Origin of the sequence: uncultured Lamprocystis sp., from assembly GCF_903933125.1 — a bacterium.
Classification (GTDB): Bacteria; Pseudomonadota; Gammaproteobacteria; order Chromatiales; family Chromatiaceae; genus Thiodictyon.
The window spans coordinates 46015-60019 of record NZ_CAIZIZ010000098.1 but is presented as its reverse complement, the minus strand read 5'-3'; the positions used below and the strand labels follow the sequence as shown (position 1 = coordinate 60019).

Sequence of the window (14005 nt, the reverse complement as noted above, 5' to 3'; positions counted from 1 at the left end):
GTCACCGCGGCACCGCATCGCGGCGGGACGCCGCTCCCACGGGGAACGTTCATCTTCCGGGGTGGCTTGATGTTCCTTCCATGGCCGTTAGCCGGTCCGGCGTGCAGGCATTATTGATTGTCTTTCAGATTTCGGGAATCGCCACCGGCTAAAGCCTCGGCCCCCAGTTGCGGACAGGCCGTCGCTGGCCGGAACGATGATCAATGCCCATCATGGCCCCGGCTCCAACACGATCTCGCCGTCCCGCACCAGCACGCGCACCCGGCTGCCGTCAGGGCAGTCGCCGGTGACGATCTTCATGGCCAGCGGGTTCTCCAGTTGGCGCTCGACTTCGCGGCGCAGCGGCCGGGCGCCGTAGATGGGGTCGAAGCCGTCGGCGGCGAGTTTGTCGAGCACGGCGTCTTCGACCAGGACTTCGATCTTGCGCGTGGCCAGGCGCCGCACCAGTGCGTTGACGAAGAGCTGGGCGATGGCGCGCACGTCCGCGGGCTCCAGGTGGTGGAAGACGATGACATCGTCCAGCCGGTTGAGGAACTCGGGTTTGAAGAATTTCCTGACCTTGTGCATGACCAGGTCGCGCGCCTCCGCATAGCTTGGGGTCGCGGACTGGACAAAGCCGATCGGGCGCTTGTCAAGCGACAGGGTCTCGGTACCGAGGTTGGAGGTTCCGATCAGGATGCTGTTGCGGAACGACACGGTACGGCCCTGGGCGTCGGTGAGGCGGCCATCCTCCAGGATCTGGAGCAGCATGTTGAAGACGTCCGGGTGGGCTTTTTGGCCTCGATCGTAATCCCGGCCAGCGGCATGCGTAGTCAGGGCTTCCAGCCCTGACAGTGTCAGGCCAGGATGGCCTGACTACGCACCCGGCGAGCCCAATCGGCCGGAATCTTGATCGAGGCCGGCTTTTTCCATCTGGTGATGCTTCGCGTAGCGCGGGGCGATCCCCTGGAGAATGCAGATGGTCTCCTCGATCGAGGGCTCGCGCACCAGGATGGGGTGAAAGCGGCGCTCCAGCGCCTTTTCCGTCTCGACGAAGCGGTGGTATTCATCGAGCGTATCGGCGCCGATGACCGTCTCGCCGACACCGGCTTCCCCGATCAGCGCCGGGTTGTTCTTCTTGCGCCGGGACAGGGTCTGGATGACCTGGGCGATCTCCTCCTCGCGGCCGATCACCGGGTCCAGCTCACCGCGGCGGGCCAGCGCGGTCAGGTCGCGCGTGTCGCGCTCCAGGTGAAGGCGGTTCCGGGGCGGGCGATCTGTTAGCATTGACGGCCGTTCAGCTCATCAGTCATCAGTCACCGCGGCGAAGGTTATGTTCGTTTTCGGAAAGAAAAAGCAGCAGCAGACCGCGGAGTCGGAGATTGCTCCGCAGACAGGGGTCGACCCATCGACACCGTCCGAACCGGCGGATTTGGCCGCTGGGTCCGGGTCCGGCGCGTCGGGTCAGCCTGCCGACCTGGGCGTGCTGTCCACGGTCGATGAGGCGCCGGTGCCGCGGCGCGGGCTCTTTGCCCGGCTGGGCTTCGGGCGGCAGCGGCCGGAGCAGGAACTCGGCTGGATCCCTGGGCTGGTGTTGCCGCCTCCGGCGGAAGCGGCGGGCGAGGGCGGCGTTGCGACGCCGACAGAGTCTTCGGCTGCGGTCAGTGAAACGGCGCCCGTTCAGCCGGCCGTTGCCGGGGTCGCGCCGGAGGTCGGTGCGCCCGCCGTCAGCCAGGCAACCGCGATCGATCGGTTGCCCGCGGAGGTGCCCGCGGCTGAGGTTCGACGGCCCAGTGAGGCGAAGCCGGCGGCGGCCCCCGCGGTCGTCCTGCCGCGCACCGTCGTTGAGCCGTTCGTGGACGAGGAGTCGCCGGAGGTCAAGCTCGGCCTGTTCAAGCGGTTGCGTGAGCGACTCACCCGCAGCCGCACCCAACTCGGCACCGGCCTGGGCAATCTGTTCCTCGGTCGCAAGCGGATCGACGATGAGTTGATGGAGGAGCTGGAGACGCTGCTGCTGACGGCGGACGTGGGGGTGGATGCAACCACCCGGATCATCGCGGATTTAACCGCGCGGGTGCGGCGCAAGTCGCTGGCCGATCCGCAGGCGCTGCTGGCGGCGCTCAAACAGGCGTTGCGCGAGATCCTGGCGACCGCCCATGAGCGGGCCTGCCCCGCGGCGCCCGGTCGACCACAGGTGATCCTGATGGTCGGCGTCAATGGCGCCGGTAAGACCACGACCATCGGCAAGCTCGCCAAGTTGCTTCAGGCGGAGGGCAACAGCGTCATGCTGGCGGCCGGCGATACCTTCCGGGCGGCGGCGGTGGAGCAGTTACAGACCTGGGGGGAGCGCAACCGGGTGCCGGTGATCGCGCAGAAGGGCGGGGCGGACTCGGCCTCGGTGATTTTCGACGCCTTGCAGGCGGCCACGGCACGCGGGATCGATGTGCTGATCGCGGACACCGCCGGTCGGCTCCACACCAAGACCAATCTGATGGACGAGTTGTCCAAGATTGCGCGGGTGATGCGCAAGATCGATCCGGATGCGCCCCATGAGGTGATGTTGGTGGTCGATGCGACGACCGGTCAGAATGCCCTGACCCAGGCGATCCAGTTCCACCAGACAGTGGGTTTGACCGGCATCGCCCTGACCAAACTCGATGGGACCGCCAAGGGCGGCATCGTTTTCGCCATCGCCGAGCGGCTCAAGGTGCCGATTCGTTTTATCGGTGTGGGTGAGTCGATCGAGGATCTGCGGCCCTTCGATGCGGATGAGTTTCTGGATGCGTTGCTCAGTTGACGGAAATCGCCTGACGGGCGACGCGTTGGCAGGTCGCGCCCGATGATCCGCTTCGATCATGTCTGGAAGCGCTACCCGGAGCGGGGCGACGCCCTGAGCGATGTCAGTTTCGAGTTGCAGGCCGGCGAAATGGTGTTCCTGACCGGACACTCGGGGGCCGGCAAGAGCACGCTGCTGCGTCTGATCGGGCTCTTGGAGCGGCCCAGTCGGGGGCAGGTGATCGTCAACGGGCGCAACCTCGCGACCTTGGCACGCGGCCGGATTCCCTACCATCGTCGGCAGGTCGGCATGATCTTTCAGGATCATCGTCTGCTGCCTGATCGCAGTGTGTTCGAGAATGTCGCGCTGCCGCTGGTGGTGACCGGGCTCGGTCCTAAGGAAGTGGGCCGCCGCGTGCGTGCCGCGCTGGACCAGGTTGGCCTCCTGAAACGTGAGCGCGCCCTGCCGGTGGCCCTCTCCGGGGGGGAGCAGCAGCGGGTCGGCATTGCCCGTGCGGTGGTCGCCCGGCCCCCGCTGGTGTTGGCCGATGAGCCGACCGGCAACCTCGACCCCGACCTGTCGCGCGAGATCTTCGAACTGTTCGAGCGTTTCCATCAGGTGGGCGTCACGCTGATGATCGCCACCCACGATCTGGCGCTGATCCACGCGCTGCACCACCGGACCTTTACCCTGAGCGAAGGCCGGCTGGTCAATGACTCGGGGGATGACTAGCCGCCATGGCCCGCCGACCCCCGCGCCGCAGCCGCGCCCCCGACCTCCTGCAACTGCCCCAGGCGTGGCTGTCGCATCATGTCCAGAGTGCCGTCGCCACGCTCGGACGCCTGCTCGGTGCGCCCCTGGCCACGGTGATGACGGTGGCCGTGATCGGGATCGCCCTGGCCCTGCCGGCCGCGCTCTATGTGTTGACCGAGAACCTGCGCAATCTCGTCGGCAGTTGGGATCAGGCCGCCGCCATCTCGCTGTTTCTCCATCGGGATATCAGCGACGAGGAGGCGGCGGTGGTGGCTGGCCGGCTGCGGGAGTGGCCGGAGTTCCAGCGTGTCCAGTTGATCGGTGCCGAACAGGCGCTGGCGGAGTTTCGCGAACAGGCCGGTTTCGCCGAGGCGCTGGCTCAGTTGACGACCAACCCCTTGCCGGCGGTGCTGGCGCTTTTCCCGCAGCCGGCCTACGCGGTACCGGCGGAGATTCTCAATCTACAAGAGCGGTTGGGTCAGTTATCGGAGGTCGACTTCGTGCGGGTGGATACCCAGTGGCTGTTGCGCTTCCAGGCCATCCTGGATCTGTCTCAGACCCTGGTCCTGTTGCTTGCCGGTCTGCTGGCCTCGGGTGTGCTGCTGATCGTGGGCAACACCATCCGGCTGGAGATTCAGAACCGTAGCGGGGAGATCGAGATCATGGAGCTGGTCGGTGCCACGGCCTCCTTCATCCGGCGGCCGTTTCTTTACGCGGGGGCTTGGTACGGGCTGCTCGGCGGTCTGAGCGCCTGGTTCCTGGTCACACTCGCGGTGCTCGGGCTCCAGGGGCCGGTGGCGCGGCTCGCCAGTCTCTACCGCAGCGAGTTCCCGCTCGCCGGGCTTGGCCCGCTGGAACTCCTGACGATCCTGGGCGGCAGCATGCTGCTTGGGTTGGTGGGCAGTTGGATCGCGGTCAACCGGCATCTGCGCGGGGTCGAGCCTGGTTGACTTGAGCAACGGACACGGCTTGCCATGACCTGTTCAGAGTCCGCCCGAGGTGTCAGTGCGGCAACCAACTGAACAGATCCTGCCTGTTCATATCCAGACGGCCTGGCGAGGGATGACCAAAAATTAATGCCCTGGTAACGTCTTCGGTTAAGCAATATAAGAGTATGATAAATAAAATAATTATTTTTATATCGTCAGAGTGTATCGGAAAGATCGGAATATTCGATGTCTGATTGGTCCGGATTGCCCTTGTACAAACCCGTGACTTTGCCTAAAGTCTACTTAACCTCTGAAGCAGCGCGGACGACAAGCCCGACGATCTGGCGCTGGCTAATTACAGAGTAAACTGCTAGGATTTGTTTCAAGTCCAAATTTTAAGGTGATCAGCACATGGCTAAAGATTTCGCCCTCATGCCGACCGGCAACATTGATGCGTACATCAGCGCCTCCTACCAGATCCCGGTGCTGACTCCCGAAGAAGAGCGCGATCTGGCCGAGCGTCTGCGCGACCATGGCGATATGGATGCCGCGCGCCGGATGGTGATGTCGCACTTGCGCTTCGTGATCCGCATCGCCCGCGGCTATCTCGGCTACGGCTTGCCCCTCCCCGACCTGATCCAGGAGGGGACGGTTGGCCTGATGAAGGCGGTCCGGCGGTTCGAGCCCGACATGGGTGTGCGTCTGGTGTCCTTCGCCGTGCACTGGATCCGCGCCGAAATTCACGAATACATCCTGCGTAACTGGCGCATCGTCAAGGTGGCGACCACCAAGGCGCAACGGAAACTCTTCTTCAACCTGCGTAGCGCCAAGAAGCGTCTGGGCTGGTTCACCCGCGAAGAAGTGGAGTCCGTGGCCGCCGACCTGGGGGTCAAGCCGGCGACAGTGCTGGAAATGGAGTCCCGGTTGTCCAACCAGGATCTGGCATTCGACGGCTATGACGACGACGAGGACGATGCCCCGTCCGCACCTTCGACCTACCTGCCGGATATGCGCATGGAGCCGTCGAAGATGCTCGAGATCGAAGACACCGAGCGCGACGATAAGGAGCGCCTCTACGCCGCCATCCAGGGTCTGGATGAACGCAGCAAGGTGATTCTGCGCGAGCGCTGGCTGAACGAGAAAAAGCAGACGCTGCATGACCTGGCGCAGCAGTTCAATGTGTCCGCGGAGCGCATTCGCCAGATCGAAAAGAATGCGATGAAAAAGCTGCGTCTCCAACTGGAGCTGTAGTCGATGGACCGGCGATGTCGCGCCGGCACTTGTCCCAAGACCTGGCCCGCCCTGTGCGGGCTTTGGTGTATCTGGGCGGTGCCCAGGCGACGCTCTGGCGTTTCGTCAGGGAGGTTCAGGTGGCCCGGATTTCTTTCAAGGTCTTCTTGCGCTTGCTCGTCCCGGTCGTTGGCTTGACCGGATGCGCGGCGTTCGGGACCTATCCCGCCCGGGTGCCGCCGAGAACGGTTTGTGGTGCTGGGGATGCGGCAAACTGCTGGCCGGAATCGTCCACCGGTGCGGTTTATGATGACGCGCCCGGCTATCGGTGGTATTCGGGTTACCCTGTGTATGGCGGGTATGGCGGGTACGATGGATACGACGGGAATTACGGTCATCCGGGGCGAAGTCGTCCGCGCGACCAGGATCGGCGACCGGTCCCGCCGCCCGAGTCTTCGGTTGCCGTCTCGACGGCTCCGTCGGGCCGGCGTCCGACCCCGCTCGTCGGCTTTGGGCACGGTCGTGCGGGCAGTACGCCTTGGGACTCGGGCACTGAGGGTGCTCGCCGTTACCCGGATCGGGGCCGGTCGATGGGCCATCCGCGCGGGTCGGTGCCGCGAGGCCAGCGGTCAGCCGAAGCACCAACAGAGGGGCCTGGTCCGGTGCAAGACGGGCGCTCGGCGACGCGATCCACTGGCGACCCTCCACCGATGACGCGTGAGCGGGGTTGGTCACCGGCGAGGCCGGGGTTGCCGACGCGTGGGGGTGATGTTGAACGCGGTCGGGACACGCCATCCCGGCCGGGATCGCTCCCGCGCACCACCGGCCCGAACGCGTCGTCCAGACCTGCTCAGGGGATGCCGGCAAACCGATCGGCGCCGCCGTCGGGGGCATCGTCCGGTGGAGGTCAAATACCATCGTTGCCGTCCGCGCGCCCGGCAGGGGCACTGCCGCGCCAGCCGGATCCGGGCCAGTCCGCGCGGGGCGCGCGCGATGGGGCATGACCAGCACGCGACTGTCCGGGCGTCTCGTGGACCGGGTGAGCAAGGCACGCTCCGCGATTCACGGTTTCGGGTGTTTCGCCCGCGTCGGTTTCGACGCGGGTGATTTCATCGGCACCTACGAAGGATCCGAGGTCGAGGAGGACGGAACCTATGTACTGTGGATTTACGATGCCGCGGGCGGCGTACTCAGTGCGCGCCGTGGGAGCAATCTGCTGCGCTGGCTGAACCATAGCGATGACCCCAATGCGGAGTTTGACCGGTTCGATCTTTACGCGTCGCGCGCCATCGCGCCCGGCGAAGAGATTACCATCGACTACGCAGGGGTTTCATAAGGTTCTGTTTGTTGAGATTTTCCTAACGAAGCAGAAACAATCGTTGTCGTTGTCGTTGTCGTTGTCGTTGTCGTAATCGAAGAAGCGATTCATTTTTCGCACGAGCAGCCCGACGCCTGTCGGGTTTCGATTCGCGATGTCGCTTGGGCATACCAGGCCGCCAAGCGGTTGAAAAGCTATGATCGTGACGCGCGGGATCAACGAAGCGTTGCGGTTCTTGCAGCGCTCGGACAGCGAAAGGACGCTGTGCGAGACCATTTTCGCGGGTATCGTAAACTCGATTACGACAACGACAACGACAACGACTAAGACGCCCAAGGCGCTCCCACTGGGACTTGATTGGCTTTTTTTGAGAACGATTTCTTACCGCAGAATCAGATCCCCCGAATGCTGCCGGAGCCCAGCGATGCAAGACCGCCCCCAGATCACCACCGCCATTCCCAAACACCGATATGAAATCGGCGGCTATGCCGCCACCCTGCTGGGCGAGATTGTCGCGGGCGACGCCCGGACCTATCGCTATATTCTCGCCTTTGTGCGTCAGGGCCAGCGCGAGCCGGTGTTTTATGTCTGTGCCGAGCCGGCCGCACCGCCGGATCGGGCGGACGGTGCCTACCAGTTGCGTGTCGTTAGCGAGGCTCTCACTGAGGTGGTGGATCGCGACGATCGGTGGGGCGAGCTGGAGACCTTTGCCGATCAGGCCCTCAAACTCGGCGCCCAGGCGCTGGGGCTGCAGCGCGACCCGATCGTGAAGCGCCTGTAGCCGAGGCGGTGAAGGTCGAAAAAGTCGGCCGCTGATTTGACCGTCCAGCAGGTCGCGGCTACAATAATGGGTCTGATTCGGGCGCGTAGCTCAGCGGGAGAGCATCCCCTTCACACGGGGAGGGTCGCAGGTTCGATCCCTGCCGCGCCCACCAATTCCGCGTCTCAAGTAAACCAGCTTCGGCTGGTTTTTTCTTGAGCGGCTACACCGGGTCATGATGGATCGCTGCGACACGGACTGGCAAGGCGAGGTCGTCACCGAAGCCCGCGGCCCCGTTCTCCAGCCTTAAACCATCACCCTTCCGAGACGCCTGTATGACCGTTCACATTGTCGCCCGTTTCGTCGCCCGTCCGGAGTGCGTGGACGAACTGCGTACCCTCTTGCTGGGCATGCTGGCGCCGACCCGCCAGGAGTCCGGCTGTCTGCGTTATGAATTGCTTCAGAATGCAGCGGACCCGACCGACTTCACCTTTGTCGAGGAATGGACAGACGCTGCGGCGATCAACGCCCACCTTGAAACCCCGCACCTCAACGCCTTGGTGGCGCAGTCCCAACCCCTGCTGGCGGCCGCCTTGGACGTGCGGCGCTATGCCGTGTGCTGAGACTTTGCTCAGGTCTTCCACGAACTCCGGCTGGAATACCGCGACGCGTTTGCTTTCAGGCTTCAACGCCAACGCCAACCTGCTCCGCGAAGGCCAAGACGGACCGCGGCGGCAGGTTCTCAACGCGCCCTGGACAGCGCTACCAGCAGACGCTCGGCGTTCATGGGCTACCGCAGCAGGTGGGCGGTTTCCAACAGGCGGATACCCGCAGGGCGATCCGCCGGTACGCGGGCACTGAAGCGGCGGAACCGCCCGCGTCGTTCTGCCCGACGTGGGTCGCTCGGGTATGATCGTACGCCGTCGGTCGATCAGGTTTCGTGATTACAACGAGTATGGATCGCCACTATGGTGTACAACCCGCAGCGCGCTCTCGAACTGCTTCGCTTCGGTTCCGGTATCCCCAATGCCCAGTTTCGTGAGGGGCAGGAGGACGCGATTCGTGCGGTCGTCGCCGGGGCGGGGCGCCTGCTCGTAGTTCAGAAGACAGGCTGGGGCAAGAGTTTCGTCTACTTCATCGCTGTCAAGCTGTTGCGTGAAGCTGGGCAGGGCCCGGCCTTGCTCATTTCGCCGCTGTTGTCGCTCATGCGGAACCAGATTGCCGCCGCAGCGCGCATGGGTGTGCGGGCCGAAACCATCAACTCGGACAATGAGGATGACAGGCCGCAGATCGTCGCCCGCCTCCTCGCTGACGCGTTCGATATCCTGCTCATCCACCCAAAGCAACTGGCGAGCCCACGTTTTATCCGCGAGGTGTTGGCACACATAGCCTCACGGGTTGGAGCAGCATCCAAGCGGCCTGTCGGTCCCGGAACTGGAGGCATTGGTGAACCTGAGTCGCGGACGCATCCAGAAGACCATGGACTTACTGTCCCTGGAGTCCCCCGCGCCCATCGTAAAGCACGGTTCCAAATGGCAATTGATCGCTGCACGACTGGGGCAAGGGTTCTGGGAACGTGCGAAACGCCTGACTGCGTTACGTCGGGCCGAGCAGCAGCAGATGCAGGACTACGTCAGCCTGGAGTCCGGCCACATGGCGTTTCTGATCCGTGCCCTGGACGGCGAGCCCGGTCTGGTCCAAGCCCCAAGGCTGCCGCCGCTGCCCACGACGGCATCGGCCGGCCTTGTGCGCGAGGCAGTCGCCTTCCTGCGCCGCACCAGCCTCCGCTTTGAGCCGCGCAAGAAGTGGCCTGCGGGCGGCCTGCCGCAATTCCTGGTCCGAGGCGACATCGATTCCAACCGCCGCGCTCAGGAGGGCCGCTCCCTGTGCGCCTGGGGCGACGCCGGCTGGGGTGATCTGGTGCGTCAGGGAAAGTACCAGGACCGCCACTTCTCCGATGACCTGGTCACCGCTTGTGTCGGGTTGCTTCAGACTTGGCATCCGCAACCCGCCCCCGCCTGGGTCACCTGCATTCCATCGCTGCGACACCCCGATCTGGTGCCGGACCTCGCCCGGCGGCTTGCAAAGGCGCTCGGACTCCCGTTTCATGCGGTCCTTGAGAAAACCGCCGAGCGGCCGGCACAGAAGACCATGGCCAACAGCGCTCAGCAGGCACTCAACCTTGACGGCTCGCTCGCGATCCGAGAGACCCTCCCCGGCGGCCCGGTCCTGCTCGTCGATGACATGGTGGACTCTCGCTGGACCGTCACGGTGGCGGCCTGGCTGCTGCGCCGACACGGCAGCGGCCCGGTGTGGCCGCTGGCCTTGGCGCTAACCGGACACGACGAATGAACGATGCACTCTCACCCAACACCCAAGCCATCCTGCTCCTGACCGCGCCGCTCATCATCGGGCGGGGCAAGACCGCCGCCGATCTCCTGACCCCAGGCCAGTACAAACGGGTCGCCCAGTCCCTGCGCGAGCAAGAGCGCCAGCCGTCGGACCTGCTCGGGCCGAACGCCGCGACCCTCTGCGCAGCCCTGGGCGAGGCGTGTGCCCCTCAGATCGATTGCGAGCGACTGCGTACTTTGCTCGATCGCGGCTTTCAGTTGAGTCAGGCGCTCGAACGCTGGCACGCCCGCGCCATCTGGGTTGTCAGTCGTGCCGATGCCGCCTATCCCCGACGACTCAAGTCGCGGCTCAGGGACGACGCGCCGGCGATTCTCTATGGCTGCGGGAACTCGCTGCGGCTCGAAACCGGCGGGCTCGCCGTCGTCGGCTCGCGCCATGTGGATCAGGCCCTGATCGAGTACACCGAAGGCGTCGGCCGACTCGCCGCCAAGGCCCGCCGGACGCTGGTCTCCGGCGCCGCTCGCGGCATCGACCAAGCCGCCATGCGCGGGGCACTTCAGGCGGAAGGACAGGCCATCGGCGTTCTCGCGGACAGTCTGGAGAGCACCGCCCTCAATCGCGAGCATCGCAACCTCCTGCTGGAGGAGCGATTGGTGCTGATCTCACCCTATGATCCCTCGGCCGGCTTCAACGTCGGCAACGCCATGCAGCGTAACAAGCTCATCTACGCCCTGGCCGACGCCGCCTTGGTCGTCAGTTCGGATTACAAGAAGGGCGGCACCTGGGCTGGGGCCAGTGAGCAATTGCAGAAGTATCGACTGGTTCCCGTCTATGTCCGCGCCACCGGGGAGATGAGCCAAGGGCTCCAAGCTTTGCTACAGGCAGGGGCCTTGCCCTGGCCTGAGCCCAAGCTGGCCGAGGACCTGATCGAAGTGCTAAGCGCCGACGCCGAATGGGTGCGACCGTCGCGGGATCCAGGCGTCGTGGCACCCGGCGCACCGAATCTCCCGCTTCAGGCGACAAACACCAGCACTGAATTGGGGGCAGTCAGTCCGAGCGATGGAGTAAAGGTATCGGGAACCCGTCTGACCCCCGCAGAGGAACTGTTTGCAACCGTGCGGTCACTGATCGAACGGATGCCTGAGCCAAAGACCGAGGCCGAGATCGCTGATGAGTTGAACGTACCGGCGGCACAGGCAAAGAAATGGCTGGCGCGGTTGATGGAGGAGGGGGTGGTGGAGAAGATGGTGCGGCCGGTGCGGTATCGAGCGGCGGCGGACCGGCCGGTGCAAGGCAGTTTGTTTCGCTAGAACGGTTTCGTCCTGATGGTGACTGTCGCGTCCCTGCGGTCGCGATCAAGGTCGAGCGATGCCCACCCAGGCCCCACGCAGCGGCTGCGCCGGGTCGGCGATCGACTGCCAGCGCAGGAGGCGCACGGCGTTGCGGTTGCGATAGCTCAGCAGTGGGATGAGTCCCTGCCCGAGTAAGGCCGTGCCGGCCGATTCGCCCATCGCGACTTCGGCGCAGGGTTGCTGATGGGGCTCGCCGTCTTCGCGGTAAATGTGGCTGGGCAGGTCGCCGATGTCCAGGCCGGCGTCCAGATCCATGTCCCAGCCGGATTCGGTAAAGGCTTGCGCCGCCAGGAGCGCGAGTCCGAATGCCGGGTTACCCCACAGGTAGCCCGCGTGCTCGCGTACCGGCAGTTCCTCGAAGGCGAAGGCGGTGATCGGGTCACTGTGCGTGCCGTAGGGCTGGCGCAACAGGATGCGCGGCAGCGCGAGGCCGATCCACGGCGCCATCGGACTCTGGCGCAGGGCTTGCCAGAAGGCCGCGGTGTCGGTATCGAGCGGCTGCCAGGTCCGCGAATCGATCATTTGGTCGACCGCCGTTGCGCCGAGCAAGGACGGCGTTGCCGCGGCGAGCAGAGGTGCGCCAGCCCGTCCGGCCAGTGCGCCGAGCGCGGCGAGCAGTTGCAATTCGTCGAGGTCGGCGCCAAAACTTAGATCGGCGGCCAGTAGTGACCAGCGCTTGCCGTCAGGTGCTTCGGTCTGAGGCCCGCACAGGTGGCCATGCAGCGCTGACCGCGACAGATCGGCCGCATGGGTCTGGAGGTCGTACGCCAGTTCGTCGCGCGCGGCGTCGAGTAGGAACAGATGCAGCGACTCGCCGAGTTCCAGGTCGCGCACCAGCCGTTCGACGCCGCGCCACCGGGCTTCGAGCGACTGGAAGGCCGGGTCGTGCAGGACGCGGCGCATCAGTTCGCCGAGGGCCGCGTCGACCATGGCGAGCAGTGCCTGTTGTTCGTCGGCAATGTCGGGAACGCTCTGTTGTCCCACCAGCTCGCGCAGCCAACCGCTGAGATCGACCGTCCCCGCGGTGGTGGTCGCGGCGGTCGGTTGGCGTCCGAGCAGACGTTCGAGGTCGGCGCCGGTGTCCTCGCGTGCGGTCTCGGTGGTGGCCGCCGCGGCGCTCTTGGGCGCGGCACCGAGTGCCGCCGCGGCGCGGCGAAACTGCGTGGGGTCCAGGATCTCCGCGCGCAGTTGACGCAGTGCACCAAAGGGGGCGAACCGCGCGAACAGGCGGTCGGGATGGAAGTCGTCGAGCGAATGCAACTCGATGGTCAGGGGCTCGCCTCCAAGTGTGAGCGCGATCCGGGGCGCGAGCCGGGCAAAAACCTGTTCGAGGGTGTCGATGTCGACGCCGATGGGCCGGCGCTGCGCGAGCGGTACCTCGGCCTTGCCGCTGAATCCGCCAAGGATCAAAATCCGAAACGGATCAGTGTCGTCGCGCGGATGCGTGCCCCGCGGCACGGCAAAGCTCAAGTCAAACCGCAAGCCTGATTTGTTCATTGCACTCTCCTGCTCGAGTCGGGGTGATGCCTGGAGGAATGATGACACAGCCGGCCGCCGGAGATCCGCTTCACGGTCGCAACGCGATGTCACCAGCACGGCGGGGGTGTTACTCTGGGTTTGACTACTGTGCCCCGCGGGGCCTTAACGGTGATCACGCGCGTGAATCCGGTTCGCCGGACCAACTGTGGCACCAATCACCTGTCTGATAGAGGCTCATCATGCACATCCGGGTCGGTTATGAATTGATCTATGACTGCCCGCAGCCGACACCGATGCTGTTGTCGCTGCACATCCATTTCACGCGCGCCTCCGATCTTGTGGTGCCCGATCATCTGATCACCCGTCCGTCCGTCCCGATCACCGCCTATCGCGATAGCTTCGGCAACTGGTGCAGCCGCATCGTCGCGCCCAAGGGCGAGCTGCGGCTGTCGACCGATGCGGTGGTGAACGATCGGGGTGAGCGTGATCCGGTCGTTCCCTCAGCCCACCAGCACCTGGTGCCGGAACTGCCCGAAGAAACCCTGCTGTTCCTCCTGGGCAGCCGGTATTGCGAAACCGATCTGCTGTCCGAGGCGGCCTGGGCGCTGTTCCACACGGCACCCCTGGGTTGGGGGCGCGTTCAGGCGATTTGCGACTTTGTTCATCAGCACATCACCTTCGGTTACGCGCACGCGCGGGCCACCCGAACGGCCTGGGAAGCCTTTAACGAGCGGGTCGGCGTCTGCCGCGACTTTACGCATCTGGCGGTCGCCTTCTGCCGCTGCATGAATATCCCGGCCCGCTACTGCACCGGCTATCTGAGCGACATCGGGCAGCCGCCGCCCTATAGCCCGATGGATTTCGCCGCCTGGTTCGAAGTCTACCTGGGCGGCCAGTGGCATACCTTCGACGCCCGCAACAACTCACCACGGATCGGCCGGGTGTTGATCGCGCGCGGACGCGATGCGGCGGATGTCGCACTCACCAACACCTTCGGCCCCAATACGCTGAAGAGCTTCCAGGTGTGGACCCACGAGGTCAGCGGCGCGTTGTGAGCAGCCGGCAGTCACAGCCAGC

13 protein-coding genes, 1 tRNA gene and 2 pseudogenes are annotated in these 14005 nt (G+C 64.9%); 12 read left to right on the top strand and 4 right to left on the bottom strand.

All coding sequences use genetic code 11. From position 1 onward, the window contains the following. Positions 1-210: 210 nt before the first annotated feature. Both QZY03_RS04555 and QZY03_RS04550 read right to left on the bottom strand, forming a co-directional pair. Positions 211-816 carry an AAA family ATPase gene (locus QZY03_RS04555; protein WP_295578585.1) on the bottom strand — a complete coding sequence of 202 codons (606 nt, stop codon included), beginning with the start codon at positions 814-816 and terminating at the stop codon, positions 211-213. 99 nt (positions 817-915) lie between these two features. Then, a pseudogene (locus tag QZY03_RS04550) lies at positions 916-1230 on the bottom strand (ATP-dependent Clp protease ATP-binding subunit); the annotation flags it as partial. Between the two features lie 577 nt (positions 1231-1807). Here QZY03_RS04550 and ftsY point away from each other — a divergent pair. From ftsY to QZY03_RS04525, 5 genes are all read left to right on the top strand, one after another. Further along, positions 1808-2776, top strand: coding sequence for a signal recognition particle-docking protein FtsY (ftsY, locus tag QZY03_RS04545; protein WP_295578583.1), 969 nt, complete (start codon positions 1808-1810; stop codon positions 2774-2776). A gap of 42 nt (positions 2777-2818) precedes the next feature. Continuing rightward, positions 2819-3487: a cell division ATP-binding protein FtsE gene (ftsE, locus tag QZY03_RS04540; RefSeq protein ID WP_295578582.1), complete on the top strand. Its 669-nt coding sequence runs from the start codon at positions 2819-2821 to the stop codon at positions 3485-3487. Positions 3488-3492: 5 nt separating this feature from the next. Further along, positions 3493-4458, top strand: coding sequence for a permease-like cell division protein FtsX (gene ftsX / locus QZY03_RS04535; RefSeq protein WP_295578581.1), 966 nt, complete (start codon positions 3493-3495; stop codon positions 4456-4458). A 390-nt stretch (positions 4459-4848) separates the two neighbouring features. After that, on the top strand, positions 4849-5688 hold the full coding sequence (rpoH, locus tag QZY03_RS04530) for an RNA polymerase sigma factor RpoH (RefSeq protein WP_020506547.1): 840 nt from the start codon (positions 4849-4851) through the stop codon (positions 5686-5688). Between the two features lie 979 nt (positions 5689-6667). Next, positions 6668-7003: an SET domain-containing protein-lysine N-methyltransferase gene (locus QZY03_RS04525; protein WP_295578580.1), complete on the top strand. Its 336-nt coding sequence runs from the start codon at positions 6668-6670 to the stop codon at positions 7001-7003. Here the strand turns inward: QZY03_RS04525 and QZY03_RS04520 are convergent. After that, entirely contained in the window at positions 6998-7261 is a 264-nt protein-coding gene (locus tag QZY03_RS04520) for a hypothetical protein (RefSeq protein ID WP_295578578.1), read from the bottom strand. The two genes, QZY03_RS04525 and QZY03_RS04520, sit on opposite strands and share 6 nt — an antisense overlap. 148 nt (positions 7262-7409) lie before the next feature. Here QZY03_RS04520 and QZY03_RS04515 point away from each other — a divergent pair, with 148 nt between their 5' ends. The 6 genes and pseudogenes from QZY03_RS04515 to QZY03_RS04490 all read left to right on the top strand — a co-directional run bounded on the left by QZY03_RS04515 (position 7410) and on the right by QZY03_RS04490 (position 11407). Beyond that, a complete protein-coding gene (locus tag QZY03_RS04515; RefSeq protein WP_295578577.1) occupies positions 7410-7766 on the top strand; it encodes a hypothetical protein in 357 nt (118 codons plus the stop codon). Between the two features lie 79 nt (positions 7767-7845). Further along, a tRNA-Val gene (locus tag QZY03_RS04510) sits at positions 7846-7920 on the top strand. 160 nt (positions 7921-8080) lie between these two features. After that, entirely contained in the window at positions 8081-8368 is a 288-nt protein-coding gene (locus QZY03_RS04505; RefSeq protein WP_295578576.1) for a putative quinol monooxygenase, read from the top strand. Positions 8369-8713: 345 nt separating this feature from the next. Then, positions 8714-9040 (top strand): annotated as a pseudogene (locus tag QZY03_RS31980) (DEAD/DEAH box helicase); the annotation flags it as partial. A 151-nt stretch (positions 9041-9191) separates the two neighbouring features. Further along, positions 9192-10097 carry a hypothetical protein gene (locus QZY03_RS04495; protein ID WP_295578574.1) on the top strand — a complete coding sequence of 302 codons (906 nt, stop codon included), beginning with the start codon at positions 9192-9194 and terminating at the stop codon, positions 10095-10097. After that, positions 10094-11407 (top strand): DNA-processing protein DprA, encoded by a 1314-nt coding sequence (locus QZY03_RS04490; protein WP_295578573.1) that lies wholly within the window; start codon positions 10094-10096, stop codon positions 11405-11407. The genes QZY03_RS04495 and QZY03_RS04490 overlap by 4 nt, the downstream gene beginning before the upstream one ends. Positions 11408-11452: 45 nt before the next feature. Here the strand turns inward: QZY03_RS04490 and QZY03_RS04485 are convergent, their stop codons facing one another. Continuing rightward, positions 11453-12946 carry a type VI secretion system contractile sheath large subunit gene (locus QZY03_RS04485; protein ID WP_295578571.1) on the bottom strand — a complete coding sequence of 498 codons (1494 nt, stop codon included), beginning with the start codon at positions 12944-12946 and terminating at the stop codon, positions 11453-11455. Between the two features lie 221 nt (positions 12947-13167). Between QZY03_RS04485 and QZY03_RS04480 the strand changes: the two genes are divergently transcribed. Next, complete coding sequence (locus QZY03_RS04480; protein ID WP_295578570.1) at positions 13168-13983, top strand: transglutaminase family protein; 816 nt, start codon at positions 13168-13170, stop codon at positions 13981-13983. The last annotated feature ends 22 nt before the right edge of the window (positions 13984-14005 follow it).